The organism is Cupriavidus basilensis, assembly GCF_000876015.1.
In the GTDB taxonomy this organism is placed as follows: Bacteria; Pseudomonadota; Gammaproteobacteria; order Burkholderiales; family Burkholderiaceae; genus Cupriavidus; species Cupriavidus basilensis_B.
Map to the genome: position 1 here is coordinate 341,235 of NZ_BBQM01000018.1, position 25,951 is coordinate 367,185.

Consider the following 25,951-nt stretch of genomic DNA (forward strand, 5'->3'; position numbering starts at 1 on the left):
GGACAAAACCTATGCGATGCCGGCTATTTTACAGCACGCGGGAAAAACCGTTCCCGCGCGCCCCCGGGCTCAATGAATCCCGAGCTCGATGAAGAGGTCGGTGTGGCGCGCCTTTTGCGACGAAAAGCGCAGACGGGTGGCGCGGATCACGGTGCGCAGCTCCTCCAGCGCCCGCTCGAATATCTCGTTGATGATGACGTAGTCCGACTCGGAAGCGTGCGCCATCTCGCTGCCGGCGGCCAGCAGGCGCCGCACGATCACGTTGGGCTCGTCCTGGCCGCGCTTGTTCAGGCGCTCCTCGAGCGCCGACAGCGACGGCGGCAGGATGAAGATTTCCGTGGCGTTGGAGAAGCGCTGGTGCACCTGCTGCGCGCCCTGCCAGTCGATCTCCAGCAGCACGTCGTTGCCCTGGGCCATCTGCTGCTCGATCCAGACGCGCGAGGTCGCGTAGTAGTTGCCGTGCACCTCGGCCCATTCGAGGAACTCGCCGCGGTCGCGCGCGGCGCGGAAGGCGTCCACCGTGGTGAAGTGGTATTCGCGCCCGTCCTGCTCGCCGGGGCGCGGCGCGCGGGTGGTGTGGGAGATGGACAGGCGGATGGCCGGGTCCTGCGCCAGCAGCGCGTTGACCAGCGTGGACTTGCCGGCGCCGGAAGGCGCCACCACCATGAACAGGTTGCCGGGGTAGGCGGTGTCGATGGCGACGTGGGACGACGTTTCACTCATGATGATTATTCGAGGTTCTGAATCTGTTCGCGCATCTGCTCGATCAGCAGCTTGAGCTCCATCGAGGCATCGGCCAGTTCCTTCGCGGCGGCCTTGGAGCCGAGCGTGTTGGCTTCGCGGTTGAGCTCCTGCATCATGAAATCGAGCCGCTTGCCGACCTGGCCGCCCTTCTTGAGGATGTGGCGGGTTTCGTTCAGGTGGGCCTGCAGGCGCGAGAGCTCTTCGGCGATGTCGATGCGGATGCCGTAGACCGTGGCTTCCTGGCGGATGCGCTCGCCGATCTCGTCGCGGCTCATCGCGGTCATGCCGTTGGGCGCGACCATGCCGAACGCCTCCTGCAGGCGCTCGGTGAGCTTTTCCTGGTGGTGGGCGATCAGCTGCGGGATGGTCGGCACGAGCCGCTCGACGATGGCCAGCATGGCCTCGATGCGCTCGACCAGCGTGGCCTTGAGCGCCTCGCCCTCGCGGCGGCGCGCCTCGAGCAACTGGGCCAGGGCATCCCTGGCCGCCTCGGTCACGGCCTCGCGCAGCGCTTCCTGCGACAGCTCTGGCTCGACCAGCACGCCGGGCCAGCGCAGGATCTCGCCCATGCGCAGCGTGCCGGCCTCGGTGAAGGTGGCCGCCACGGTGGATTCGATCGCGCGGATCTGCGCCAGCAGCGCGTCGTTGAGCGCCAGCGTGGCGCCGCCGGTGCCGGCCTCGGCGCGCTGCAGGTTGATGCGGCACTCCAGCTTGCCGCGCGACAGCTTGGCCATGAGCATCTCGCGCAGGGCCGGCTCGAACGCCCGGCACTCTTCCGGGGCCCGGAACAGCAGGTCGAGGAATCGCGAGTTGACAGTGCGGAATTCGACCGATACGGATGCCGTCCTGCCGGTCGGCGCGCCGTGTGCGTCGGTCAGCGGCGCCTGGCGGGACGCCAGGCCGTAGCCCGTCATGCTGTGGATCATTGGATAGTCTCGCGAAATGGCCAACTGGCCGCATGGGTCCGGGCGGCGCGCGGTGCCGGGTGTCCCGCTGCCGCGCCGTCCGGATACCGGAAAGAGGGCCGATAATGGCCGCTATTGTGTTCTTTACAAGTCATCGATTAGTCAGGACAATCCGGAGGCAATCACGGTCCCGAATCCTATGACAGAGTCCAAGGGCGCAACACCTCCGAAGAGCGCACCGCTGCCCATCGGCACGCTGCTGTCCAACTACCGTATTGTAAAGAAGTTGGCCAGCGGGGGGTTCAGTTTCGTCTATCTCGCCACCGACGAGACCGGCGCGCCCGTCGCCATCAAGGAATACCTGCCTTCGTCGCTGGCGCGCCGCAAGCCCGGCGAGCTGATTCCGGTGGTGCCCGAGGAAAGCGCCGCGTCGTTCCGGCTCGGGCTCAAGTACTTCTTCGAGGAAGGCCGCTCGCTGGCCCGCATCTCGCACCCCAGCGTGGTGCGCGTGGTGAATTTCTTCCGCGAGAACGCCACCGTCTACATGGTGATGAACTACGAGCTGGGCAAGACGCTGCAGGAACACATCCTGCACGCGCGCCAGCAAGGCCGGGCCAAGGTCCTGCGCGAGCATTTCATCCGCAAGGTCTTCCACGCGCTGATGAGCGGCCTGCGCGAGGTCCACATCCACAAGCTGCTGCACCTGGACATCAAGCCCGGCAACATCTACCTGCGCGAGGACGAGTCGCCGATCCTGCTCGATTTCGGCGCCGCGCGCCAGATCCTGACGATGGAGGCGGCGCGCTTCCAGCCCATGTACACGCCCGGCTTCGCCGCGCCCGAGCTGTACGGCAAGCACAGCGAGCTCGGCCCCTGGACCGACATCTACAGCCTCGGCGCCACGCTCTACGCCTGCATGGCCGGCATGCCGCCCCAGGAAGCCAACCAGCGCGAGAAGGACGACCGCATGGCGGAGTCCCTGACGCGCCTGCGCACGAGTTACACCAACGGCCTGGTCGACCTGGTCGAATGGTGCCTGCGCCTGACGCCGTCCGAGCGGCCGCAGAGCGTGTTCCGGCTGCAGAAGGAGCTGCGCGAGCAGACCAACGCGCTCGGCGAGCAGGCCGCGGCCAGCGCGCCCGCCCCGGCCGCGGCCGAGCGCCCGATCGCCAGCCGCTTCCTGACCCTGCTGCGCAAGCGCGACGAACCCGCTGCCGGCGTCCCCGCGCGGGAAATCGGCACAAGCGGCGATTAACCTACATTCAGCCGGCGCGGCCCGCGGGCGCCGCCGGCCGAAAACCGACCCCAACAGCCAAAATGCGATTCTCCGTCTATCAGGAAAGCAGAAAAGGCGGCCGCCGCATCAACCAGGACCGCATGGGGTATTGCTTCACGCGCGATGCCCTGCTGATGGTCCTGGCCGACGGGCTCGGCGGCCACGCGCTCGGCGAAGTCGCCGCGCAGCAGGCCCTGCAGACCCTGGCGCGCCAGTTCCAGGCCCAGGCCCGGCCGTCGATCCGCAATCCGGCCGACTTCCTGCAGGACACCATCATGCTGGCCCACCGCGACATCCATCGCTACGCCGAGGCCAACGGCCTGGCCGACGTGCCGCGCACCACGGTGGTCTGCTGCCTGGTGCAGAACGGCCAGATCCACTGGGCGCACGCCGGCGACTCGCGCCTGTACCTGGTGCGCAAGGGCAACCTGCTGACCCGCACGCGCGACCACTCCAAGATCGAGAACCTGCTGCAGCAGGAGCGCGTGCTGCCGATGCAGGTGGCCAACCACCCCGAGCGCAACAAGCTCTACAACTGCCTGGGCTCGCCCAACCTGCCGCTGATCGACATCGGCGGCCCGCTGCGGCTGGAGCCCGGCGACGTCGCCCTGCTGTGCTCGGACGGCCTGTGGGGCAGCATCGAGGAGCCGCTGCTGGTCGAGAAAGTGACCAACCTGTCGGTGGTGCACGCCATCCCCGACCTGATCGACCAGGCCCTGGAGAACGCCGGCGAAGGCGCGGACAACACCACCGCCATCGCCATGATGTGGGAGCTCGACGCGCACCTGCCCAACGAGGAAGCGGTGGCGACCGAGACCCTGCCGCTCAACACCTTCACCACCTCCATCCTCGAAAACAACGGCGGCGACACCGACCTGCTGTCGGAAGAAGAGATCGAGCGCTCGATCGCCGAGATCCGCGCGGCGATCGACAAGAGCAGCAACTTCATGCGCTGAGCGCGGCGGCCCCGTCGGCCCGCGCCGCCCGGCGCGCAAGAACGAGGGGCAAGCGAGGGGGAAGCGGAGGAAGCGCGGGAATCGAGAAAAACCGGGAAACCGGCACGGTATCGGCGCCCGCGCCGGCACCGGACGGGCACGCAAGCCCGGCCGGCGGTAAAATCCCGCTCCTGGACCGTTTCCCGAGACAATTCCCCCATGCGACCAAGCGGACGCGCAGCCGATGCGCTGCGCCCTATCACCCTGACCCGTCACTACACCCGCCACGCCGAAGGCGCCGTCCTGAGTGCCTTTGGCGATACCAAGGTGCTGTGCACGGCCAGCGTGCTGGCCAAGGTGCCGCCGCACAAGAAAGGCAGCGGCGAAGGCTGGGTCACGGCCGAATACGGCATGCTGCCGCGCGCCACCCACACCCGTTCGGACCGCGAGGCCGCGCGCGGCAAGCAGACCGGCCGCACGCAGGAAATCCAGCGCCTGATCGGCCGCGCCATGCGCTCGGTGTTCGATCTCGCCGCGCTCGGCGAATACACCATCCACCTCGACTGCGACGTGCTCCAGGCCGACGGCGGCACGCGCACCGCGGCCATCACCGGCGCCTTCGTGGCGGCGCACGACGCCATCTCCGCCATGCTGCGCGACGGCCTGCTCACGGCCAGCCCGATCCGCGACTTCGTCGCCGCCGTGTCGGTCGGCATGGTCGACGGCAAGGCCGTGCTCGACCTCGACTACGCCGAGGACAGCAGCTGCGACACCGACATGAACGTGGTGATGACCGGCAGCGGCGGCTTCGTCGAAGTGCAGGGCACCGCCGAAGGCGCGCCGTTCAGCCGCGCCGACCTCGACGCCATGACCCGCCTGGCCGAACAAGGCATCGCCGAGCTGGTGACGCACCAGCGCCGCGCGCTGGGCCTGGCCTGATGAACCGAACCCAACGGTGAACGCGATGCAACGCCTGGTCCTCGCCTCCAACAATCCCGGCAAGCTCGGCGAGTTCGGCGCGCTGCTCGCGCCGCTGGGCTATGACGTGGTGCCGCAGGGCCAGCTCGGCATTCCCGAGGCCGATGAGCCGTTCGCCACCTTCGTCGAGAACGCGCTCACCAAGGCGCGCCATGCCAGCCGCCTGTCCAACCTGCCCGCGCTGGCCGACGACTCCGGCATCTGCGTGGACGCGCTCGACGGCGCGCCGGGCGTCTACTCGGCGCGCTACGCGCAGCTCGTGGGCAAGCCCCGGTCGGACGCCGCCAACAACGCGCACCTGATCTCGCAGCTGGCCGGCAAGCTCAACCGGCATGCCTACTACTACTGCGTGCTGGTGCTGGTGCGCCATGCCGACGACCCGCGCCCGGTGATCGCCGAAGGCGTGTGGGCCGGCGAGGTGGTCGACGCGCCGCGCGGCAGCGCCGGCTTCGGCTACGACCCGCATTTCCTGCTGCCGCAGCTGGGCAAGACCGCGGCCGAGCTCAGCGCCGAGGAAAAGAACACCATCAGCCACCGCGCGCAGGCGCTCAAGGCGCTGACCGAGCGCCTGCGCGCTTCGGGCAGCCACCACGCGCGGTCATGATCCCGATCGTTCCCGCCGCGCAGACCGGCGCGGCCGTCCCCGCCGACACCAAGTCACTGTGGCTGCAGCCCGGCCAGATCTCGCTGCCCGGCTCGCCGCCGCTGTCGCTCTACGTGCACGTGCCGTGGTGCGTGCGCAAGTGCCCGTACTGCGATTTCAACTCGCACGCGGTGCCCGGCGCCGCCGGCAGCCACGACATCCCCGAAGACGCCTACCTCGACGCGCTGCGCGCCGATCTCGAGCAGTCGCTGCCGCTGGTATGGGGCCGCCCCGTGCATACCGTGTTCATCGGCGGCGGCACGCCGAGCCTGCTGTCGGCCGCCGGCATGGACCGCCTGCTGTCCGACATCCGCGCGCTGCTGCCGCTCGACGCCGACGCCGAGATCACCCTGGAGGCCAACCCCGGCACCTTCGAGGCCGAGCGCTTCGCCAGCTATCGCGCCAGCGGCATCAACCGCCTGTCGATCGGCATCCAGAGCTTCAACGACCGCCACCTCGCCGCGCTCGGGCGCATCCACGGCGGCGAGGAAGCGCGCGCCGCCATCCGCATCGCGCTGGCCAACTTCGACAACGTCAACCTGGACCTGATGTACGCGCTGCCCGGCCAGACCCTGGCCGAATGTGCCGAGGACCTGGAAACCGCGCTGTCGTTCGGCACCACGCACCTGTCGCTGTACCACCTGACGCTCGAGCCCAACACCCTGTTCGCCAAGTTCCCTCCCGCGCTGCCCGACGACGACAGCGCCTACGAGATGCAGGACCTGATCGACGCGCGCACCGCGCAGGCCGGCTACCGGCACTACGAGACCTCCGCCTACGCGAAGCCGCACCGCCAGGCGCGCCACAACCTCAACTACTGGCGCTTCGGCGACTACCTCGGCATCGGCGCCGGCGCGCACGGCAAGCTCTCGTTCCCGCACCGCGTGCTGCGCCAGATGCGCCACAAGCATCCGGCCACCTACATGGCGCAGGCAATGGCCGGCAGCGCGGTGCAGGAAAGCCACGACGTCCCCGCCGCGGACCTGCCCTTCGAGTTCATGCTCAACGCGCTGCGCCTGACCGACGGCGTGCCGGCCAGCACCTTCTTCGACCACACCGGCCTGCCGCTGCACACCATCAGCCGCGACCTCGCCGCGGCCGAAAAAAAAGGCCTGCTCGAAGCCGACCTCGCCACCATCAAGCCCACCGAGCTGGGACGGCGCTTCCTCAACGACCTGCAGGAGATGTTCCTGAAGGGCTGAAGCGCGCCGATGGCGGCGCAGGCGCCGCCATGCAATACGGCCACCCGAGGGTGGCCGTATCTTTTCGTCAGGACAGCATCAGTACGGCGTCGCCATGTCGTTGGCCACCTGCGCGCGGGCGCCCACGCGCAGATTGCTCACGTTGCGCTGCGTGACCGTCGCCAGGCGGCCATCGTCGAGCCGCACGTTGACGCGATAGACCGTCTCGGGGCCGCTCACGCGCTTCTCCACCTGGTTGCCGGCCACGCCGCCCAGCACCGCGCCGCCGATGGTGGCCACCGTGTTGCCGGTGCCGCCGCCGATCTGGTGGCCCAGCAGGCCGCCCGCGACGCCGCCGATCACCGTGCCGAGCAGGCCCGAACTGCCGCCCTGCTGCGTGGCAACCGGCTCGATCGACTCGACGCGGCCATAGAACACCGACCCCGCCGGGGCCTGGTAGGTGGTGGCGCCGGGCTGCTGGTAGCCCGGCTGCTGATACCCCTGCTGCGGATAACCCGGCTGCTGGTAGCCGCCCTGCGGCGGCGGCGCGTTATAACCGCCGCCATAACCGCCGTTGTAGCCACCGCCATAACCGCCGGGCGCCGCGCATCCGGCCAGGCCAACCACGGCGGCCGCTGCCGCCACGCCCAACAGAGTCTTGCCGTTCATCAGAATTCTCCTCGATTGATCGCAACTGCGTGAAATTGCCGGAGAGCGAGCGGACCGGAACCACGACCACGCCGCGCCGCATGTGCGCTCTCACGCATGATAGGAGCCGAACGCCCCGACCAAGGTTCCATCTTGCCAGACTCGCGCGCGACAAACCCGTGCCCCGCTCCATGCCCTTGCTATAATGCGCGCTCTTTCCTTCCCGGAAGCGTGGCCGAGTGGTTTAAGGCAGCAGTCTTGAAAACTGCCGATGGGGTGACCCATCCGTGAGTTCGAATCTCACCGCTTCCGCCAGTCCCTCTCGAATCCGCCGGCACGAGAATCCGCCTTCCGCCGTCCGCGCGGGAAAACGGCACGCATTTCGCGTATTCCCGTGCCGGCCGCACCCCGGCAATCCACAGTCCCCAAGAACCGCCTAGAATTCGCTTTCGCCGATTTCCCGCGTCCGCGTATTGCCGTTGGGCACCTTGTAAAGCGTGAGCGTGGTCTTGCTGTATTGCGTGCCGTTGTATTCGGCGGTTTCATCGAGCGTGAATGGCTCCGACCTGGAAATCCTGCCGGTATCGAGGTCCATGTAGCGGACATCGAAATCGCCGGGCGCGATGCCCGCGAACTCGAAGGATGCGCCGGCCTTGATGAAAGCAAACCGCACGGGCGTCTTGCTGCCCGCGTTCAGCGAGAACACCTTCAGGAACACGTCCGCGTCATTGCGCGTGTTGTCTATCGTCAGCGTCGAGAGGCCGTTGGTCTTCAGGACGGGATAACCGGGCACATAGCCGCTCCGGTTCGGCCACGGATAGCCGTTGGGCGCCGTGGGCCTGCGCGCATAGCGCGGCCCGGGTTCGGGCAGCGCCAGCGGCAGTTCGCGCGCGGCGGCCGGCAAGGCGCGCATCGGCAGCGGCGCGGAGGCCGCGGGCGTCCATGCCGGCGCCGGCGCGGCGCGGTCCGGCGCGCGGGACGAGGTCGAGAACGCGGCGTATATCGCCACGCCGGCAATGATCATGACGACCACCTTCCCGGCGCCGGAACCGCCGCCGGGTGCCGGCGCGGTCTTGGGCTTGGCCGCGCCCTGCGTACTGGCCTGGCGCGGCGCCGAGCCGGGACGCTTCGCGGAAGCGGACGCGGAAGACGACGAGGAAGCCGCCGGGGCGGGCCGCGCCTGCGCCCGGGCGTGCAGCGCGGCGGCCTTCTCGGCCTGCTCCTGCGCCAGGATCCAGGCGTCATGCTGCGCGCGCCGCACGGGGTCGATCAGGACCTCGTAGGCCGTGTTGATGATCGTCATGTTCCGGTGCGACTCGGGCGAGCCGTTGTTCCGGTCCGGATGATGCTTCTGGCTCAGCGCCTTGTATGCCGCGCGAATGACCTCCGGTGGTGCTTCACGAGAAATCTTCAGATTATCGTAATGTGTATGCATTCCCGTCGTTGCCCCAAGCAAGTCGGCGCCGATTTTACCCGGGGCGCCGAAACAAGGGAATCTCCCGAAAGGCAGGGCACTGCCCACGCCGGATTTTTGCGGCCGCGGGCCAATGCCGGCCCAATACCGGCCCAATCCCGGACCCATCCCGGCTGCCATTTCCATTTACCTGTATCGGCAAAAACGCGCCATTTTCAAGCGCCGGAGAAACCGGCCGGCGCCGTCCGCGGCCGACCGCATGCGCCGCGGGCGTCCTCACGCCGCCGGCGCCGTCAGCAGCCGGTACGCTTCTTCCTCGGAAATCTTCAGGTGGTAATGGCGCGACAGCATGCGCGCGAACTGGCGCGCCGCCGGCGGCTCGCAATGCCTGAGCTGCTCGCGGTAGGCTTCGAGCTCGAAGCGCAGCCGCCAGCGCGGGCTGAGCAGGTAGAGCACGCCCATCAGGCCGCAGGAGCGCCAGAACTGGCGCACGTGCACCTTCTCGTGCTCGATCAGCGCACGGCTCGCGCCGGGCCGCAGCAGGATCAGCGGGCCGGGCGTGAAGCCATCGAAACGGCGCGGCACCAGCCAGCGGGTTTCGACCAGCACGCAGGGCGGCGACTTGCAGAAGCGGATGAGGGGGCGGCGCATGCCGGCAAGCGTAGCAGGCCGCGGGACCGCCAGGCAAAAAGCCCCGCCGCGATGGCGGGGCAAGGAGCATGACATCGGTGCTGCCGCGCCAGCCGCGCGGCCCGTGCGCGCTTATTCGCTGGTGATCTTCCCGGCCTCGATCACGGCCTTCCAGCGCTGCAGTTCCTGCCTCTCGAACTGGTCGAACTGCTCGGGCGTGTTGGCGACCACCTCGAAACCGCTTTCGGCCAGCTTCTGGCGCATCTGCGGATCGGCCAGCGCGCTGACCAGCGCGGCGTGCAGCCTGGCCTTGACGTCCTTGGGCAGCCCGCGCGGCGCGGCCACGGCCTGCCACGAGTAGACGTCCACGTCCTTGACGCCGCCTTCGGTCATGGTGGGCACGTTGGGCAGCACCGGCGAGCGCTTGTCGCCGGTCACGGCCAGCGCCTTGAGCTTGCCGCTGCGGATGTGCTGCAGCACCGCGTTGATGTTCTGGAACGAGGCATCGACCTGCCCGGCCAGCAGGTCGGAGATCGCCGGCGCGCCGCCCTTGTAGGGCACGTGCAGCCCGTCGGTGCCGGATTTCTGCCCGAACAGCGCGGCGGTCAGGTGGTCGGACGAGCCCGCGCCGGACGTGGCGAACGACACCTTGCCCGGGTTCTTCTTCATGTACGCCACCAGTTCCTGCAGGTTGCCGGCGGGGAAGCCCGGCTTGGTCACGAGCACGTTGGGCGCGCGCACCGCCACCGTCAGCAGGTCGAAATCCTTGGCCGGATCATAGGGCAGGTTCTTCTGCAGGAAGGGATTCACGGCATAGACGCCGATCGACGCCACCATCAGCGTGTAGCCGTCGGCCGGCGCGCGCTTGACCATCGCCGCGCCGATGGCGCCGGTCGCGCCCGGGCGGTTGTCCACCACGAAGGGCTGGCCGAGCTTCTCGTTGAGCGGCGGCGCCAGCATGCGCGCGATGGTGTCGGTGGAGCCGCCGGCCGGGAACGGCACGACCACCGAGACGGCCTTGGTCGGCCAGGTCTGCGCGGCGGCAGCGCTGATGCCGCCGGCGGCCGCCACTGCGGCGACCAGGGCGCCGGCGAGCGCGCACAGCCTGCGCCGCGCGGACGGTTGTTGGAACGGGTTCATGGTGTCTCCTTGGTTCTCGATGCGTGGTGCGGGCATGGCGGACATGCCGGATGTCCGGGGCTTTCGACTTCTGATCGGATACCGCTTGTTTTCTTGTGCTGCCGGCCACGGAAAGGCGCGCTCACCTCACCATGCACGGCGCCTTGTTGTCGAACTTCCAGCCGGGAATCAGGAACTGCATGGCCACGGCATCGTCGCGCGCGCCCAGACCCATGCGCTTGTAGCGCTCGTGCGCGAGCGCCACCTGCGCCATGTCGAGTTCCACGCCGAGGCCGGGCGCCTTCGGCACGGCGACCTTGCCGTTCTCGATCTTCAACGGCGCGCGGGTCAGGCGCTCGCCGTCCTGCCAGATCCAGTGCGTGTCGATGGCGGTGACGCGCCCCGGCGCGGCGGCGGCCACGTGGGTGAACATGGCCAGCGAGATGTCGAAGTGGTTGTTCGAGTGCGAGCCCCACGTGAGGCCCCACTCCGCGCACATCTGCGCCACGCGCACCGAGCCCTGCATGGTCCAGAAATGCGGGTCGGCCAGCGGGATGTCCACCGACTGCAGGCGCACCGCGTGGCCCATCTGGCGCCAGTCGGTGGCGATCATGTTGGTGGCGGTGGGCAGGCCGGTCGCGGTGCGGAACTCGGCCATGATCTCGCGGCCCGAGTAGCCGTCCTCGGCGCCGCACGGGTCTTCCGCGTAGGCCAGCACGCCGTGCTTGTCGCGGCACAGGCGCACGGCTTCGGCCAGCGACCACGCGCCGTTGGGGTCGAGCGTGATGCGCGCCCTGGGAAAACGCTCGGCCAGCGCGATGATCGCCTCCATCTCCTCGTCGCCGCGCAGCACGCCGCCCTTGAGCTTGAAGTCGTTGAAGCCGTAGCGCTCGAACGCGGCCTCGGCGAGGCGGACCACGCCGGCGGCGTCCATCGCCGCCTCGTTGCGCAGGCGGAACCAGGCGTTGTCGGCATCGGGCTCGCCGCGGTAGCCGAGCGTGGTGCGGTTGCGGTCGCCCACGTAGAACAGGTAGCCCAGCATCTCCACCGCGTCGCGCTGCTGCCCTTCGCCGAGCAGCGCCGCCACCGGCACGCCGAGGTGCTTGCCGAGCAGGTCGAGCAGCGCCGCCTCCAGCGCGGTGACGGCGTGGATGGTAATGCGCAGGTCGAAGGTCTGCAGGCCGCGGCCGCCGGCGTCGCGGCTGGCGAAGGCGCCGCGCACGCGGTTGAGCACCGCCTGGTAGTTGCCGACCGGCTGGCCCACCACCAGCTCGCGCGCCTCTTCCAGCGTCTGGCGGATGCCCTCCCCGCCCGGCACCTCGCCCACGCCGGTGTTGCCGGCGCTGTCGGCCAGGATGACGATGTTGCGGGTGAAGAACGGGCCGTGCGCGCCGGACAGGTTCATCAGCATGCTGTCGTGGCCGGCCACCGGGATCACGGTCAGCGCGGTGACGACGGGCGTGCCGGTGGCGGGCGCGCTTGCCGGCGAGGCGTCGCGGGCAGCGGAAACAGGCGTTTGGGTCATGTCGGATTTCGGCGCAAGGTGCGGCGCAATGCGCGCCGGACGGCCAGGCGGCGGCCGGCGCTGCGGGTTGTCTCGGGCTTGGCTGCGCCGGCTGGGGCCGGCTTTCTCATGCTAGCGGCGGTGGCAGGCCGCGGTGCGCGGCGGCAAGTCTCGTCCTGCCAGAAAGCTGTTATCGGTCGTCATATGACTTACGACGCAGTATAATGAGGCCATCGCGACCCGGTCAAGTCCCCGCCCTCACCATGTCAAACCCCATGCTCGCTTCCTCCACCCCGCTGCGGCGCCGCGGCCGCACGCTTGCCGAAGAGGCGGTGAGCAACCTGAGCGAACGGATCCAGCAGGGCGCGCTCAAGCCGGGCGACAAGCTGCCCACCGAGTCGGAGATCATGAGCGCGCTGGGCGTGAGCCGCACCGTGGTGCGCGAAGCGCTGTCGCGCCTGCAGGCCAGCGGCCTGGTCGAGACCCGCCACGGCATCGGCACCTTCGTGCTGGCGCGCCCAGCCGAGAGCGCCTCGCCGTTCCGCATCGACCCCGCCGCCATGATCACCGCGATGGACGTGCTGGCCATGCTGGAATTCCGCGTCAGCCTGGAGGCCGAGGCCGCCAGCCTCGCCGCCACGCGCCGCAGCGACGAACAGCTCGCGGTCATGCGCGGCGCGCTCGACGAGCTCAAGCGCACCGCCACCGACGGCAAGGATTCGGTGGGCGCGGACTTCGAGTTCCACCTCGCCATCGCGCGCGCCACCGGCAACCGCTATTTCACCGACATCATGGGCCATCTGGGTACCACGGTGATTCCGCGCAGCCGCCTGCACGTGAGCGCGCAGGAGCGCGCGCAGTACCTCGAGCGCGTCAACATCGAGCACGAGAACATCTACGACGCCATCGAGCGGCGCGACCCCGAAGGCGCCAAGGCGGCGATGCGCATGCACCTGACCAACAGCCGCGAGCGGCTGCGCAAGGCGTCGGCCGCGGTCGAGGGCGGCTGAGCCGCCGCTCCGCCGGCGCCATCCGCCGCCCTATCGTCCTATAGCCGTCCCGTCTCCCCATGCCCCAGCGGCCGCACGCCCCGTGCTACCGGCCTTCCGCTTGTGGGCAAGGCAGATGTTGTTGTAGGATGTCTTATGATTATGCGCGGCACACCGCCGCGCCCGGCCCGTCACCCCGCCCGCAGCCCGGGCGCCCATTTGACCGCAGTCGAAGGAACCCCCTCCCATGACCACCACCGCCATCACCGGTGAAATGCTGATCGGCGCCAGCGCCGTGCGCGGCACCGCCGAGATCCTCCATGCCACCAACCCGGCCACCGGCGAGATCCTCGCGCCGGCGTTCCACGGCGGCGACGCGGCCGATGCCGCGCGCGCCTGCGCGCTGGCCGAAGCGGCCTTCGACACCTACCGCAACACCTCGCCCGAGACGCGCGCGCAGTTCCTGGAAGCCATCGCCGGCGGCCTGGAAGCGCTGGGCGACACGCTGATCGAGTGTGCCCACGCCGAAAGCGCGCTGCCGCTGGCGCGCCTGCAAGGCGAGCGCGCCCGCACCGCCAACCAGTTGCGCCTGTTCGCAAGCGTGCTGCGCGACGGCCGCTGGCAGGCCGCCACGCTCGACGCCGCGCTGCCCGAGCGCACCCCGCCGCGCCCCGACCTGCGCCTGCAGAAGATCGCCGTGGGTCCGGTCGCGGTGTTCGGCGCCAGCAACTTCCCGCTGGCGTTCTCGGTGGCGGGCGGCGATACCGCGTCGGCGCTGGCGGCCGGCTGCCCGGTGGTGGTCAAGGCGCACCCGGCCCACCCCGGCACCTCCGAGCTGGTCGGCCGCGTGATCCAGCAGGCGGTGGCCGATGCCGGCCTGCCGGAAGGCGTGTTCTCGCTGCTGGCCGGCGGCTTCGCCATCGGCACCGCGCTGGTGGCGCACCCGGCGATCCAGGCGGTCGGCTTCACCGGCTCGCGCAGCGGCGGCCTGGCCCTGGTGCAGGCCGCCAACAGCCGGCCGCAGCCGATCCCGGTCTATGCCGAGATGAGCAGCATCAACCCGGTGTTCCTGCTGCCCGCCGCGCTCAACGCGCGCGCCGCCGACATCGCGCGCAACCTGGTGGAATCGCTGGTGATGGGCGTGGGCCAGTTCTGCACCAACCCCGGCCTGCTGCTGGCGGTGGAAAGCCCGGCGCTCGACGTGTTCCGCCAGGGCACGGTCGCCGCGCTGGCGGAGAAAGCCGCGGGCACCATGCTGACGCCGGGCATCTGCCAGGCTTATGAAAAGGGCGTGGCGCAACTGAGCGAGATCGAAGGCCTGCGCCGCATCGGCAGCGGCCTCGCGGCCAACGGCCCCAACCAGGCCCGCCCGGCGCTGTTCGAGACCACCGCGGCGCAGTTCCTCGCCGACCACCGCATGGAGGCGGAAGTGTTCGGCCCGACCTCGGTGCTGGTGGTCTGCCGCGACCACGCGGAAATGCTGGCCGTGGCGCGCCGCCTCGAAGGCCAGCTCACCGCCACCGTGCAGGCCGACGCCGGCGACCGCGCCGAGGCCGCCAGCCTGCTGACGGTGCTCGAGCGCAAGGTGGGCCGCGTGCTGTTCAACGGCTATCCCACCGGCGTGGAGGTGGCCTACGCGATGGTGCACGGCGGCCCGTTCCCGGCGACGTCGGACACGCGCTCGACCTCGGTGGGCGCTTCCGCCATCGAGCGTTTCCTGCGCCCGGTGTGCTACCAGAACGTGCCGGCCGAGCTGCTGCCGCCGGTGCTGCAGGATGGCAATCCGCTGGGCGCGTGGCGCCTGAAGGATGGGCAGCTCGGGCGCGAGTAAGCGCACGCGGCAGGCGTTGCCGTCATGACGAAGGGCCGGGGATTCCGGCCCTTTTGCATGGGCCCGTTCGCCGGCTTCGTTCGGTGCCCTGGTCTGATCCTCTTGCACCGGCTTTGCCAGCGCGCCTCACGCGGCCGCGCGCTCGGGCGGCGCCTGCGGCGGCCGGATTACGGCTGCGTTGCCGCGCGAGCGCCCCGAACTCAGGTAGTCCGCGATCGATTCCTGCGTGACCTCGCCCAGGTACACGCCATCGGCGTCGAGCACCGGCAGCCAGCTGGTGTTGTGCTGGTACATGCGCGACAGCACGATGCGCAGGTGCTCGTCGAACGCGGCGGTGGCCTTGAACGGACGCATGGCGTCGGCGCACGTGCCCTGCCCGCCGCGCGCGTCGCGGCGCGTGACGTAGCCGAGCGCGCGCCGGGCGGCGTCCACCACCGGCAACTGGCGCACGTCGGCTTCGTCCATGAGGCCGAAGGCCTGCGCCAGCGGCATGTCGGGCGCGCAGCTTTGCGCCAGCGTGGCGGCGTCGCCGGCGCGCACCAGCAGCAGGCGCTTGAGCGTGTTGTCGTGGCCGACGAAGGCCTGCACGAAGTCGTCGGCGGGATGCGCGAGCAGCGCGTCGGGATGGTCGAACTGCACCAGCCTGCCGCGCCGGAACACCGCCACGCGGTCGCCGAGCTTGATGGCTTCGTCGATGTCGTGCGAGACCATGATGACGGTCTTGCCGAGCTGGCGCTGCATCAGCAGGAACTCGTTCTGGATGCTCTCGCGGTTGATCGGGTCGACCGCGCCGAACGGCTCGTCCATCAGCAGCACCGGCGCGTCGGCGGCCAGCGCGCGGATCACGCCGATGCGCTGCTGCTGCCCGCCCGAGAGCTCGCGCGGGTAGCGCGACAGCATCTTGCCGGGGTCGAGCTGCACCATCGACATCAGCTCGCGCGCGCGCTCGCGGCAGTGCTTCTTGTCCCAGCCCAGCAGGCGCGGCACTACCATGATGTTCTGCTCGATGGTCATATTGGGGAACAGGCCGATCTGCTGGATCACGTAGCCGATCTTGCGCCGCAGCGTGACCTCGTCCACGCGCGCGGTGTCCTCGCCGTCGATCAGCACGCGCCCGGCGCTGGGCCGGATCAGGCGGTTGATCATCTTGAGCGTGGTGGTCTTGCCGCAGCCCGAAGGCCCCAGGAAGACGCAGATCTCGCCCCTGGGCACCGTCATCGAGACGGCGTCGACGGCGCGCACTTCGGCGCCGTCCTTCTGGCGGAAGGTCTTGGTGAGTTGGTCGAGTTCGATCATGTCAGCGGATTCCTTTCGGCGTCAGCGCGCGCTGCAGCCACTGCAGGCAGGCATCGGCCACGATGGCGAGCACGCTGACCAGCACGGCGCCCACCGCCAGCTTGCTCATGTTGCTCTGGCTGATCGCCTGCAGGATCAGCACCCCGAGGCCGCCCGCGCCGATGATGGCGGCGATGGTGGCCACGCCGATGTTCATCACCACGGCGGTGCGCACGCCGCCGAGGATCACCGGCACGGCCAGCGGCAGGTCCACCAGCCGCATGCGCTGCCAAGTGGTCATGCCGATGCCGCGCCCGGCTTCCTGGATGCCGTCGTCCACGCTGGCCAGCGCCACGCAGGTGTTGCGCATGATCGGCAGCAGCGAATACAGGAACACCGCCGTCACCGCCGGCACGTAGCCGAGCGCGTGGCCGAAGCGCGCGAACACCGGGATCATCAGGCCGAACAGCGCGATCGACGGCAGCGTCAGCACGATGGTGGCCAGCGTCAGCAGCGGCGTGGCGAGAAAGCGGAAGCGCGCGCACAGGATGCCCAGCGGCACGCCGGCGACGATCGCCAGCCCCACCGCCGAGCCCACCAGCGCGAGATGCTGGCCGGTCAGCCGCAGCAGCGTGGGCCAGGCGTGCTGCAGGTAGGTCGTCAGGTCCATGCGGCCGCCCTCAGATCAGGCCGTGGCCGCGCAGGAAATCCTGCGCCACCTTGTCGACCGGCTGCTGGCCGATGTCGACCTGGTAGTTCATCGCGGTCATGGCCGCGTTGTCGAGCGCGGCGGCGAGCGCGTTGAGCAGCGCCGCCAGTTCCGGGTGCTGCGCCAGCGTCGCCTGGCGCACCACCGGCGCCGCGTTGTACGCGGGAAAGAAATGCAGGTCGTCCTCGAGCAGCACGAGGTCGAAACCCTTGACGCGGCCGTCGGTGGTGTAGACCAGGCCCAGCTCGACCTGGTCGTTCTTCAGCGCGGTGTAGACCAGGCCCGGATCGAGCTGGATCACGTCGCGGCGCGCGAACGGCAACTGGTAGAGCGCCTTGAGCGGCTCCAGGCCATCGGGCCGCGCGGCGAACTCCATGTCGACCGCGAACGGATGCGCGCTGCCCTCGCCGGCCGCGCGCATCTTCCCGGCGAACGCGGACAGCGTGGTCACGCCGGCGGCCTCGGCGCGCTTGCGCGGCATCGCCAGCGCGTAGGTGTTGTTGATGCCGGAGGCGTCGAGCCAGACCAGCCCGCGCGCGGCGTCGAGCGCCTTGACGCGCTCGTAGCTCTCCTGCGCGCCGAGCTTTTCCTCGACCTTGTTGAAGACGATCAGCGCGGTGCCGGTGTAGTCCCACACCACGTCGAGCTGCGCGCTTTCCTGGGCCTGGCGCATCAGCGTGCTGCCCAGGCCGGAAGTCAGCTCGGTGTCGAGCCCCTTGGCCTTGAGGTATTGCGCCGTCATCGACGACAGGATCAGCTGCTCGGTGAAGTTCTTGCCGCCCACGCGGATGGTGTCGGCATGCGCCGGCACGCCCAGCGCGGCGGCGGCGCAGGCGGCCAGCACCGCCAGCGAGACGGCGGGGCGCGCCAGTGTGCGCGCCAACAGACGCGCCGCGGCCGGCGCCAGCGCGGCGGCCAGTTTCGCCAGTCCGTTCTTGATCGGTTGCATCGGATTCTCCTTGTGGTGCGCGGCGTGGTGCGCGGCGCTCAGCGGACCAGCCCGCGGCTGCGCAGGTAGCAATGGCCGGCGGCGGCGAACAGGCCGTCGAGCGCCAGCGCCAGCAGCGCGGTGGCGGCCGCGCCGAGCAGCAGCAGCGGCTGGTTGTTGAGGTAGATGCCGGGGAAGATCAGCTCGCCCAGGCTGTTGGCGCCGATCAGGAACGACAGCGGCACGGTGCCGACGTTGATGACGAGGCTGATGCGCACGCCGGCCAGGATCACCGGCAGCGCATTGGGCAGCTCCACGCGCAGCAGGCGCTGGCGCGCCGTCATGCCGAGCCCGCGCGCGGCCTCGGTCAGCGCCGGCGACACGCCGAGCAGGCCTTCGCAGGTATTGCGCACGATCGGCAGCAGCGAGGCCAGCCACAGCGCCAGGATGGCGGGCCGCTCGCCGATGCCGAGCACGGCCAGCGCCAGCGCCAGCACCGCCAGCGAGGGCACGGTGTTGCCGACGTTGAAGACCTGCATCAGGCGGCCGGCCCAGCGGCGCATGCAGGGCCGGCTCAGGGCGATGCCGGCCGGGATGCCGGTGGCCAGCGCCAGCGCCATCGACCACGCCACCAGGCGCAGGTGGTCGGCCACGTCGTACCACAGGCGCTCCCGGTATTGCCGGATGACGTCGACGCCGATCCACGCGGCCAGTCCGGCCAGCGCGGCAAGCGCGAGACATCCCCAGGCGAGCGCCCGCACGGATTGCTTGGACATATTCCCCTCTCCCCGCGCCGCATGCGGGCACGAGGCGCCACATCCGGACCAGCGGACGATAAAACGGGCGCGGGCGGTGCAAACGGGGGCCGCCGGCCCTGACTGGATTGTCTTGCCCGCCATGACCGGCAGATGAGCCGGTGGACGGGCGCCGGGCTCCACGCCGCGAGGCGGGGAAACCCATTTGACGGAACTCCGGACGATGAAGCCGGGGTCCCTGGAGCGGCGCAGCCCGCCGCGAGGACGCGGAACAGGGTGGCCAGTGGCAGCGCAGAGTTGATAGTTTTCCGACGCGCCGCCGGATCAATCGGCCGATGCGGCGCAGGCAGCGATCAGGACACAAGAGGCAGGCCGGGCAGCTTGCCGGGCCATGACCAACGTTTGTGCCTCACGCGCGATTACGCAGCATCGGATGACAACGAGAGCGCTATTATACGCATTTACGCTCATCCTGTCACCTTCCGGCATTTCCCGCTGTGCCCGCGGGCCATTGTCGGTGTTTGTCCTACAGCGCCGGGGGCCGCCGCGTTGTTGCAAAAACCGACATCGAACGGCCCCGCACCGTATCACTATCAGAACAATCTGTTGCCCGCCCGCCCTCTACCGCTTTCGGGCCAAACCCTTAAATTGGGAGGGTAGCCAACGGGGACCGCGCGCCATTGCCGCCGCCCCCGCCCCCACAGGAGATCGAACATGGAACAACGCACCATCCCGACCATTCCGGCCACCGCCACGGAAACCGTGCAGCAATCGCGCGCGATCGACCGCGTGGTGCGCGGCATCGCCACCTCGGACGGCGCCGGCGTCAAGCTGACCCGCGTGCTGACGCAGAACCTGCAGCGCCGCCTCGACCCGTTCCTGATGCTGGACGCCTTCGGCACCGACAGCCGCGACGACTACATCGGCGGCTTCCCCGACCACCCGCACCGCGGCTTCGAGACCATCACCTACATGCTGGCCGGACGCATGCGCCACCGCGACAGCGCCGGCAACGAAGGCCTGCTGGAAAACGGCGGCGCCCAGTGGATGGTGGCCGGCGCCGGCGTGGTGCACTCGGAGATGCCCGAGCAGGAAGACGGCCGCATGGAAGGCTTCCAGCTCTGGCTGAACCTGCCGGCGGCCGACAAGATGACCGCGCCGTGGTACCGCGACCTGCCCGCCGCCGCCGTGCCCACGGTGGCGCTGCCGGGCGGCGCCACCGTGCGCGTGCTGGCGGGCGCCTCGCACGGCGTGGCCGGCGCGGTCGCGCGCCCGGTGACGGCGCCGCTCTACCTCGACGTGTCGCTGCCGGCCGGCCAGCGCTTCTCGCAGGCGCTGCCCGCGGGCCATAACGCCTTCCTGTACACCTACCGCGGCGAGATCGCGGTGGGCAGCGGCGACAACGCGGCCGCGCTCGAAGCGCAGCGCATGGGAGTGCTCGACAACGCCGCCGGCGCCGACGGCGTGACGGTGACGGCGACCACCGATGCGCGCTTCCTGCTGATCGCGGGCAAGCCGCTGGGCGAGCCGATCGTGCAATATGGGCCGTTCGTGATGAACAGCCAGGAGGAGATCTACCAGACCCTGGCGGATTTCCGCGAAGGCCGCTTCAGCCGGATCGCGGCGAACAACGGCGCCTGAAGCGCCGCGCCCAGGCGGGAAGGCAACGCGCCCTTCCCGCGACAGCCCCGGGAGCACCCTGCTCCCGGGGCTTTTTTTCGCCTTGCCGCCCGCCTGCGCCGCCCGTCCTTGCCAGCGCCCGCGCCGGCTGCGCGGCGGCGCGGGCGCCACGCCCCGGCATGCGACTTGCAACCTGCCTGCAACCGTTGCGGGGCCGCCGAAACAGCCCGGAACAGGCTGTCCGGCCCCCGCGCACTTATATAATCCTCGCTTAATAAACGGCATCACCATCCCGTGATGGTCCCGGCGATGCGATGCGGCGATCCTGCCCGTCGCGCCGCAGGAGGTGCCGCCTGCGAAGAACGTCGACCAACGTTGCTGCCATAACAATTCGAGCCGCCTCAGTGACCCTAAGCACCCCTCCCCGGCTGGCGCTTGCGCATATCAGCAAGCGCTACCCCGGCGTAACCGCCAACGACGACGTCTCGCTCGTCGTGGCTCCCGGCGAGATCCACGCCGTCCTCGGCGAGAACGGCGCCGGCAAGTCCACCCTGATGAAGATCATCTTCGGCGCGGTCAAGCCCGACGCCGGCGAGATGCACTTCAACGGTGCGCCCGCCGCCATCCACAATCCGCACGATGCCCGCAACCTGGGCATCGCGATGGTGTTCCAGCATTTCTCGCTGTTCGACACGCTGACCGTCACCGAGAACATCGCGCTGGGCCTGCCGCGCGGCAAGGGCAAGGACAACGCCAGCATGAAGCAGCTGGCCGAGCGCATCCGCGAGACCGCGCAGCGCTACGGCCTGCCGCTCGAGCCCAACCGCCACGTGCACACGCTGTCGGTGGGCGAGCGCCAGCGCGTGGAGATCGTGCGCGCGCTGCTGGCCAGGCCGCAACTGCTGATCCTCGACGAGCCCACCTCGGTGCTCACGCCGCAGGCCGTGCAGACGCTGTTCGTCACGCTGCGCCAGCTTGCCGCCGAAGGCACCAGCATCCTGTACATCAGCCACAAGCTCGACGAGATCCGCGAGCTCTGCCACAGCGCCACGGTGATGCGCATGGGCCGCGTCACCGGCGTGTGCGATCCGCGCCAGGAGAGCGCGGCCTCGCTGTCGCGCCTGATGATCGGCGGCGAGCCGCCGCGCGAGGCGCGCGTGCAGACCGAGCCGGGCGCCTGCCGCCTGGCGGTGCGCGCGCTCTCGCTGCCGCGCGCGCATGCCTTCGCCACCGAGCTGTCGGACATCGCGATGGACCTGCGCGCGGGCGAGATCGTCGGCATCGCCGGCGTGTCCGGCAACGGCCAGCAGGAACTGCTGGCGGCGCTGTCGGGCGAGGACACGCGCGCCGAGCGCGGCGCGGTGCTGCTCGACGACAAGCCGGTCGGCCGCCTCGACGCGCGCGCGCGCCGCCGCGCCGGCCTGGCCTTCGTGCCGGAGGAGCGCCTGGGCCGCGGCGCGGTGCCGGGCATGAGCCTGGCCGCCAACACGCTGCTGTCGCACCAGTCCGCGCCCTACGTGCGGCGCGGCATGATCTCGCCCAAGGCCGCGGCCGGGCTGGCGCAGGCCGTGATCACGCGCTTCCGCGTCAAGGCCAGCGGGCCGCAGGCGCTGGCCAAGAGCCTGTCGGGCGGCAACCTGCAGAAATTCATCGTCGGCCGCGAGATCGAGAGCGGCCCCAAGGTGCTGATCGTGGCCCAGCCCACCTGGGGCGTGGACGTCGGCGCCGCGGCGCAGATCCACAACGAGCTGCTGGCCCTCAAGGCCACCGGCTGCGCGCTGCTGGTGGTGTCCGAGGAACTGGACGAACTGTTCGCCATCTGCGACCGCCTGCACGTGATCGCCAAGGGCCGGCTGTCGCCGTCGATCCCGGCCCGGGACGCCACGCGCGAGCAGGTCGGCCTGTGGATGAGCGGCTTGTGGGAAGGCGGGCCGGGCGGCCAGCAGGAACCGCGGGAGGCAGCGCTCCATGCCTGATTTCCTGCTCCGCTCGCCGCTCTCGCTGGCCCCGCGCGGCCTGCCCTCGCGCCGCATGGCCTATGCCTCGCCGTTCATCGCGCTGGCGCTCACGCTGGTGTTCGGCGCGCTGCTGTTCCTGCTGCTCGGCAAGGACCCGGTGGCCGCGCTCAAGGTCTTCCTGGTCGATCCGCTCAAGGACCGCCGCGCCATCGGCGAGGTGCTGCTCAAGACCGTGCCGCTGGTGCTGTGCGCGCTCGGCCTCTCCGTGTGCTACCGCGCCAATATCTGGAACATCGGCGCCGACGGCCAGCTCATCGTGGGCGGCATCTTCGCCGGCGCCACCGTGCTGTATTTCGACGTGCCGGGGCACGCCGTCAACGGCACGGTGGTGCTGGTGCTGGCGTCGCTCGCGGGCGTGATCGGCGGCATGTTCTGGGCCTCGCTCACCGCCGCGCTCAAGGACAAGTTCAACGCCAACGAGATCCTGGTGTCGCTGATGCTGACCTACATCGCGCAGCAGCTGATGCTGTACGTGGTCAACGGCCCGCTCAAGGACCCCAACGGCATGAACTTCCCGCAGTCCAAGGTGTTCTCCGCCGAGTTCCTGCTGCCCAACCTGATGGCGGGCTCGCGCCTGCACGCCGGCTTCGCGGTGATGCTGGTGCTGGTGGTGGCCATGACGGCCTTCATCTTCCGCAGCTTCGCCGGCTACCGCCTGCAGGTGGGCGGCACCGCGCCGGCGGCGGCGCGCTATGCGGGCTTCTCGGCGCGCCGCTCGCTGTGGAGCGCGCTGATGATCTCGGGCGGCACCGCCGGCCTGGCGGGCGCCTTCGAAGTGACCGGCCCGATCGGCCAGTTGCTGCCGTCGATCTCGCCGGGCTACGGCTTCACCGCCATCATCGTGGCCTTCGTCGGCCGCCTGCATCCGGTGGGCACGGTGTTCGGCGGCATCGTCATGTCCCTGTTCTACATCGGCGGCGAGATGGCGCAGTCGCGCCTGGGCCTGCCCTCGGCCATCGGCTCGGTGTTCCAGGGCATGCTGCTGTTCTTCCTGCTGGCCAGCGACACGCTGATCGACAACCGCCTGCGCTGGCGCGCCAAGGCCGCCTGAGCGAGAACCCACGTACATGGAACAATTCGCACCCCTCATCGCCACCGCGATCAACGCCGGCACGCCGCTGCTGCTGGCCGCGCTCGGCCTGCTCATCAACGAGCGCGCCGGCGTGCTCAACCTTGGCGCCGAAGGCATGATGCTGGTGGCGGCCGCGTTCGGCTTCATGGCCGGCTACCAGACCCAGTCGCCGATGATCGGCTTCGCCGCCGGCGCGCTGGCCGGCATGGTCATGGCCACGCTGTTCTCGTGGCTGGCGCTGGTGCTGGCCACCAACCAGGTCGCCACCGGCCTGGCGCTGTCGATCTTCGGCACCGGGCTGTCGGCCTTCATGGGCCAGCGCTTCGTCGGCTTCGCCATGCCCTCGCAGGCCAGGTCGGTTCCCGGGCTGGCCGACATCCCGTTCTTCGGGCCGGCCTTCTTCCAGCAGCACTGGATGGTGTATTTCAGCCTGCTGCTGTGCGCGGCCATCGCGTGGTTCCTGTTCCGCACGCGCGCCGGGCTGACGCTGCGCGCCATCGGCGAGTCGCCCGAGTCGGCCCACGCGCTGGGTTATCCGGTGCGCCTGATCCGCTTCGGCGCGCTGCTGTTCGGCGGCGCCTGCTGCGGGCTGGCCGGCGCCTACCTGTCGCTGGTGTACACGCCGATGTGGGTGGAGAACCTGGTGGCCGGGCGCGGCTGGATCGCGCTGGCGCTGACCACCTTCGCCACCTGGCGCCCGGGCCGCGTGCTGGCCGGCGCGTGGCTGTTCGGCGGCGTCACCATCCTGCAGTTCTACCTGCAGGGCATCGGCGTGGCGGTGCCGTCGCAGATCCTGTCGATGCTGCCCTACGCGGCCACCATCGTGGTGCTGGCGCTGATCTCGCGCAACCCGGCGTGGATCCGCCTGAACATGCCGGCGTCGCTCGGCAAGCCGTTCCGCCCCGGTGCCGCCTGAGCCCCTTCCCGCCATGTTTTTCCGGGTGACGGCGCGCGCGGGGAAGCGCCGCCGCACCGGTGTTTCGCGTTCGAGAACCACAGTTGAGCCAACGTCGCACCCTTAGTCATAACAATCACTAGCCAGGTCATTTCAAGGAGAAACCATGATCGTCACGCGCAGGAAAACCCTGGCGGCATTCGCCGCCACCGCCGTGCTGGCCCTCGCCGGCTGCGGCCAGAAGGAAGCCGAGAAGCCCGCCGAAAGCGCCGCACCCGCCTCGGCCCCGGTGGCCGAGCAGAAGGCCGAACCGCTCAAGGTCGCCTTCGTCTACATCGGACCGGTGGGCGACGCCGGCTGGACCTACGCGCACGACGCCGGCCGCAAGGCCGTGGAAGAAAAGTACGGCGACAAGGTGAAGACCTCGTTCGTCGAGAACGTGCCCGAATCGGCCGCCGACGCCGAGCGCGTGTTCCGCGACCTGGCCGCCCAGGGCAACAAGCTGATCTTCGGCACCACCTTCGGCTACATGGAGTCGATGCTCAAGGTCGCCAAGGAATTCCCCGACGTGAAGTTCGAGCACGCCACCGGCTTCAAGACCGCCGACAACCTGGCGCAGTACGACGTGCGCACCTATGAAGGCGCCTACCTCGCCGGCGTGGTGGCCGGCAAGATGAGCAAGAGCGGCAAGATGGGCGTGGTCGCGTCGGTGCCCATCCCCGAGGTGATCCGCAACATCGACTCGTTCACGCTGGGCGCGCGCAGCGTCAACCCCAAGGCCACGGTCAAGGTGGTGTGGGTGAACAAGTGGTTCGACCCGGGCAAGGAACGCGAAGCCGCCACCACCCTGATCGGCCAGGGCGTGGACATGCTGATGCAGAACACCGACTCCGCCGCCGTGGTGCAGACCGCCCAGGAAAAGGGCGTGTACGCGTTCGGCTGGGACAGCGACATGAGCAAGTTCGGCGAGAAAGCCCACCTGGCCGCCTCGGCGATCTCGTGGGGCGTCTACTACAACAAGGTGGTCGGCGACGTGCTGGCCAACCAGTGGAAGAACGGCACCACGTGGTGGGGCATCAAGGAAGGCATGATCGACCTCAAGGCCTTCAACGCGGTGGTGCCGGATGACGTCAAGGCGCTGGTGGACGAGCGCAAGAAGGGCATCGCCGACGGCTCGGCGCCGATCTGGAAGGGTCCGCTCAAGGACAACACCGGCAAGGAACAGTTGGCCAAGGATCAGGTCGCCGACGACGGCTTCCTGCATGGGATCAAGTTCTACGTGGAGGGTGTGGAGGGGAAGATTCCGGGGTGATGGTTGGAGGTAGTGGGGAGCGGTGGATGGGGTTTTGGCGTCTGCCGCTTTTTTTTGTCGTTGGGGGATTGGGGGGGTGGCTTTTGTGCTTCGAAGTCAAATTCAAAATCAACTGCTTAACGTCAAAGTCAACCGCTTAACTTCAACTTCAAAGTCAAAGGCTTTCGCTCCCCCGGAGCGACCTACTTTCTTTTCCCCGAAAAGAAAGTAGGCAAAGAAAGCGGGCTGCCTGGCCGGCAGGGGCAGAAACGTTGGGGTTTCCCTTGTTGGTGGTTTCGTGGTGGGGGCGGTGGTTCTGCTGGGATTCTGCCGGTACCGGTTTTGGTGGCCACGCTCTCTCGGGTGGTGTTCGATTCGTGGTGGCGCTGCATGATGGCGTAGGCCCAGGCCCTTCAGGTTGCTGCCGCGACCGGGGCGGATGGGCTCGTCATAGAGACGGTGCTAGTTTCGTGGTGGGCGCGGTGGCCACTGTTTGAGCGCAGTGCCGAACAATCTTGGCGCGGTGGCCCCCATTTAATCTCAGTGCCAAACGGTTTTGGCTTGAGAAGTAATCCGGTTCAAAACAATCCC

23 protein-coding genes and 1 tRNA gene are annotated in these 25,951 nt (G+C 69.4%); 13 read left to right on the plus strand and 11 right to left on the minus strand.

Annotation, left to right across the window (positions count from 1 at the left end; genetic code table 11):
- Positions 1–69: 69 nt before the first annotated feature.
- Positions 70–723, minus strand: a complete 654-nt coding sequence (gene gmk, locus KF708C_RS20200) for a guanylate kinase (RefSeq protein ID WP_020205028.1) — start codon at positions 721–723, stop codon at positions 70–72.
- A gap of 5 nt (positions 724–728) precedes the next feature.
- Positions 729–1,670: a YicC/YloC family endoribonuclease gene (locus KF708C_RS20205; RefSeq protein ID WP_020205027.1), complete on the minus strand. Its 942-nt coding sequence runs from the start codon at positions 1,668–1,670 to the stop codon at positions 729–731.
- Positions 1,671–1,848: 178 nt separating this feature from the next.
- Here KF708C_RS20205 and KF708C_RS20210 point away from each other — a divergent pair, with 178 nt between their 5' ends.
- From KF708C_RS20210 to hemW, 5 genes are all read left to right on the plus strand, one after another.
- Entirely contained in the window at positions 1,849–2,904 is a 1,056-nt protein-coding gene (locus KF708C_RS20210) for a serine/threonine protein kinase (protein WP_059413036.1), read from the plus strand.
- A 62-nt stretch (positions 2,905–2,966) separates the two neighbouring features.
- Positions 2,967–3,881 (plus strand): PP2C family protein-serine/threonine phosphatase, encoded by a 915-nt coding sequence (locus KF708C_RS20215; RefSeq protein ID WP_020205025.1) that lies wholly within the window; start codon positions 2,967–2,969, stop codon positions 3,879–3,881.
- A 198-nt stretch (positions 3,882–4,079) separates the two neighbouring features.
- Positions 4,080–4,799 carry a ribonuclease PH gene (gene rph / locus KF708C_RS20220; RefSeq protein ID WP_020205024.1) on the plus strand — a complete coding sequence of 240 codons (720 nt, stop codon included), beginning with the start codon at positions 4,080–4,082 and terminating at the stop codon, positions 4,797–4,799.
- Positions 4,800–4,824: 25 nt separating this feature from the next.
- Complete coding sequence (rdgB, locus tag KF708C_RS20225; RefSeq protein ID WP_020205023.1) at positions 4,825–5,442, plus strand: RdgB/HAM1 family non-canonical purine NTP pyrophosphatase; 618 nt, start codon at positions 4,825–4,827, stop codon at positions 5,440–5,442.
- Entirely contained in the window at positions 5,439–6,683 is a 1,245-nt protein-coding gene (gene hemW / locus KF708C_RS20230; protein ID WP_059413037.1) for a radical SAM family heme chaperone HemW, read from the plus strand. Before rdgB ends, hemW begins: the two co-directional genes overlap by 4 nt.
- Before the next feature lie 78 nt (positions 6,684–6,761).
- On the opposite strand, the gene KF708C_RS20235 is transcribed toward hemW, so the two are convergent.
- On the minus strand, positions 6,762–7,331 hold the full coding sequence (locus tag KF708C_RS20235) for a glycine zipper 2TM domain-containing protein (RefSeq protein ID WP_020205021.1): 570 nt from the start codon (positions 7,329–7,331) through the stop codon (positions 6,762–6,764).
- Between the two features lie 204 nt (positions 7,332–7,535).
- Here KF708C_RS20235 and KF708C_RS20240 point away from each other — a divergent pair.
- A tRNA-Ser gene (locus KF708C_RS20240) sits at positions 7,536–7,625 on the plus strand.
- 121 nt (positions 7,626–7,746) lie between these two features.
- On the opposite strand, the gene KF708C_RS20245 is transcribed toward KF708C_RS20240, so the two are convergent.
- The 4 genes from KF708C_RS20245 to gudD all read right to left on the minus strand — a co-directional run bounded on the left by KF708C_RS20245 (position 7,747) and on the right by gudD (position 11,998).
- Positions 7,747–8,910 carry a J domain-containing protein gene (locus KF708C_RS20245; protein ID WP_231586539.1) on the minus strand — a complete coding sequence of 388 codons (1,164 nt, stop codon included), beginning with the start codon at positions 8,908–8,910 and terminating at the stop codon, positions 7,747–7,749.
- Between the two features lie 90 nt (positions 8,911–9,000).
- Complete coding sequence (locus KF708C_RS20250) at positions 9,001–9,375, minus strand: hypothetical protein (protein WP_059413039.1); 375 nt, start codon at positions 9,373–9,375, stop codon at positions 9,001–9,003.
- Between the two features lie 111 nt (positions 9,376–9,486).
- Positions 9,487–10,494: a Bug family tripartite tricarboxylate transporter substrate binding protein gene (locus KF708C_RS20255; protein WP_059413040.1), complete on the minus strand. Its 1,008-nt coding sequence runs from the start codon at positions 10,492–10,494 to the stop codon at positions 9,487–9,489.
- A 121-nt stretch (positions 10,495–10,615) separates the two neighbouring features.
- Complete coding sequence (gudD, locus tag KF708C_RS20260; protein WP_082079652.1) at positions 10,616–11,998, minus strand: glucarate dehydratase; 1,383 nt, start codon at positions 11,996–11,998, stop codon at positions 10,616–10,618.
- Positions 11,999–12,240: 242 nt separating this feature from the next.
- On the opposite strand from gudD, the gene KF708C_RS20265 reads away from it, so the two are divergent.
- Complete coding sequence (locus tag KF708C_RS20265) at positions 12,241–12,987, plus strand: FadR/GntR family transcriptional regulator (RefSeq protein WP_020205016.1); 747 nt, start codon at positions 12,241–12,243, stop codon at positions 12,985–12,987.
- A 226-nt stretch (positions 12,988–13,213) separates the two neighbouring features.
- A complete protein-coding gene (locus tag KF708C_RS20270) occupies positions 13,214–14,797 on the plus strand; it encodes an aldehyde dehydrogenase (NADP(+)) (RefSeq protein WP_059413041.1) in 1,584 nt (527 codons plus the stop codon).
- Between the two features lie 126 nt (positions 14,798–14,923).
- Here the strand turns inward: KF708C_RS20270 and KF708C_RS20275 are convergent, their stop codons facing one another.
- From KF708C_RS20275 to KF708C_RS20290, 4 genes are read right to left on the minus strand one after another with little or no spacing between them, the layout of a single operon-like run.
- A complete protein-coding gene (locus KF708C_RS20275) occupies positions 14,924–16,093 on the minus strand; it encodes an osmoprotectant ABC transporter ATP-binding protein OsmV (RefSeq protein WP_059413042.1) in 1,170 nt (389 codons plus the stop codon).
- 1 nt (position 16,094) lies between these two features.
- Positions 16,095–16,742 (minus strand): ABC transporter permease, encoded by a 648-nt coding sequence (locus KF708C_RS20280; RefSeq protein ID WP_059413043.1) that lies wholly within the window; start codon positions 16,740–16,742, stop codon positions 16,095–16,097.
- Positions 16,743–16,752: 10 nt separating this feature from the next.
- A complete protein-coding gene (locus tag KF708C_RS20285) occupies positions 16,753–17,730 on the minus strand; it encodes a glycine betaine ABC transporter substrate-binding protein (RefSeq protein WP_059413044.1) in 978 nt (325 codons plus the stop codon).
- A gap of 38 nt (positions 17,731–17,768) precedes the next feature.
- Complete coding sequence (locus tag KF708C_RS20290; protein ID WP_059413045.1) at positions 17,769–18,485, minus strand: ABC transporter permease; 717 nt, start codon at positions 18,483–18,485, stop codon at positions 17,769–17,771.
- 693 nt (positions 18,486–19,178) lie between these two features.
- Between KF708C_RS20290 and KF708C_RS20295 the strand changes: the two genes are divergently transcribed.
- The 5 genes from KF708C_RS20295 to KF708C_RS20315 all read left to right on the plus strand — a co-directional run bounded on the left by KF708C_RS20295 (position 19,179) and on the right by KF708C_RS20315 (position 25,381).
- Positions 19,179–20,105 (plus strand): pirin family protein, encoded by a 927-nt coding sequence (locus KF708C_RS20295; protein ID WP_059413046.1) that lies wholly within the window; start codon positions 19,179–19,181, stop codon positions 20,103–20,105.
- A gap of 383 nt (positions 20,106–20,488) precedes the next feature.
- Positions 20,489–22,060, plus strand: coding sequence for an ABC transporter ATP-binding protein (locus KF708C_RS20300; RefSeq protein WP_020423885.1), 1,572 nt, complete (start codon positions 20,489–20,491; stop codon positions 22,058–22,060).
- Positions 22,053–23,153, plus strand: a complete 1,101-nt coding sequence (locus KF708C_RS20305; protein WP_020205008.1) for an ABC transporter permease — start codon at positions 22,053–22,055, stop codon at positions 23,151–23,153. The genes KF708C_RS20300 and KF708C_RS20305 overlap by 8 nt, the downstream gene beginning before the upstream one ends.
- A 16-nt stretch (positions 23,154–23,169) precedes the next feature.
- On the plus strand, positions 23,170–24,090 hold the full coding sequence (locus tag KF708C_RS20310) for an ABC transporter permease (RefSeq protein ID WP_020205007.1): 921 nt from the start codon (positions 23,170–23,172) through the stop codon (positions 24,088–24,090).
- A gap of 145 nt (positions 24,091–24,235) precedes the next feature.
- Positions 24,236–25,381, plus strand: a complete 1,146-nt coding sequence (locus KF708C_RS20315) for a BMP family ABC transporter substrate-binding protein (RefSeq protein WP_020205006.1) — start codon at positions 24,236–24,238, stop codon at positions 25,379–25,381.
- Positions 25,382–25,951: the final 570 nt, after the last annotated feature.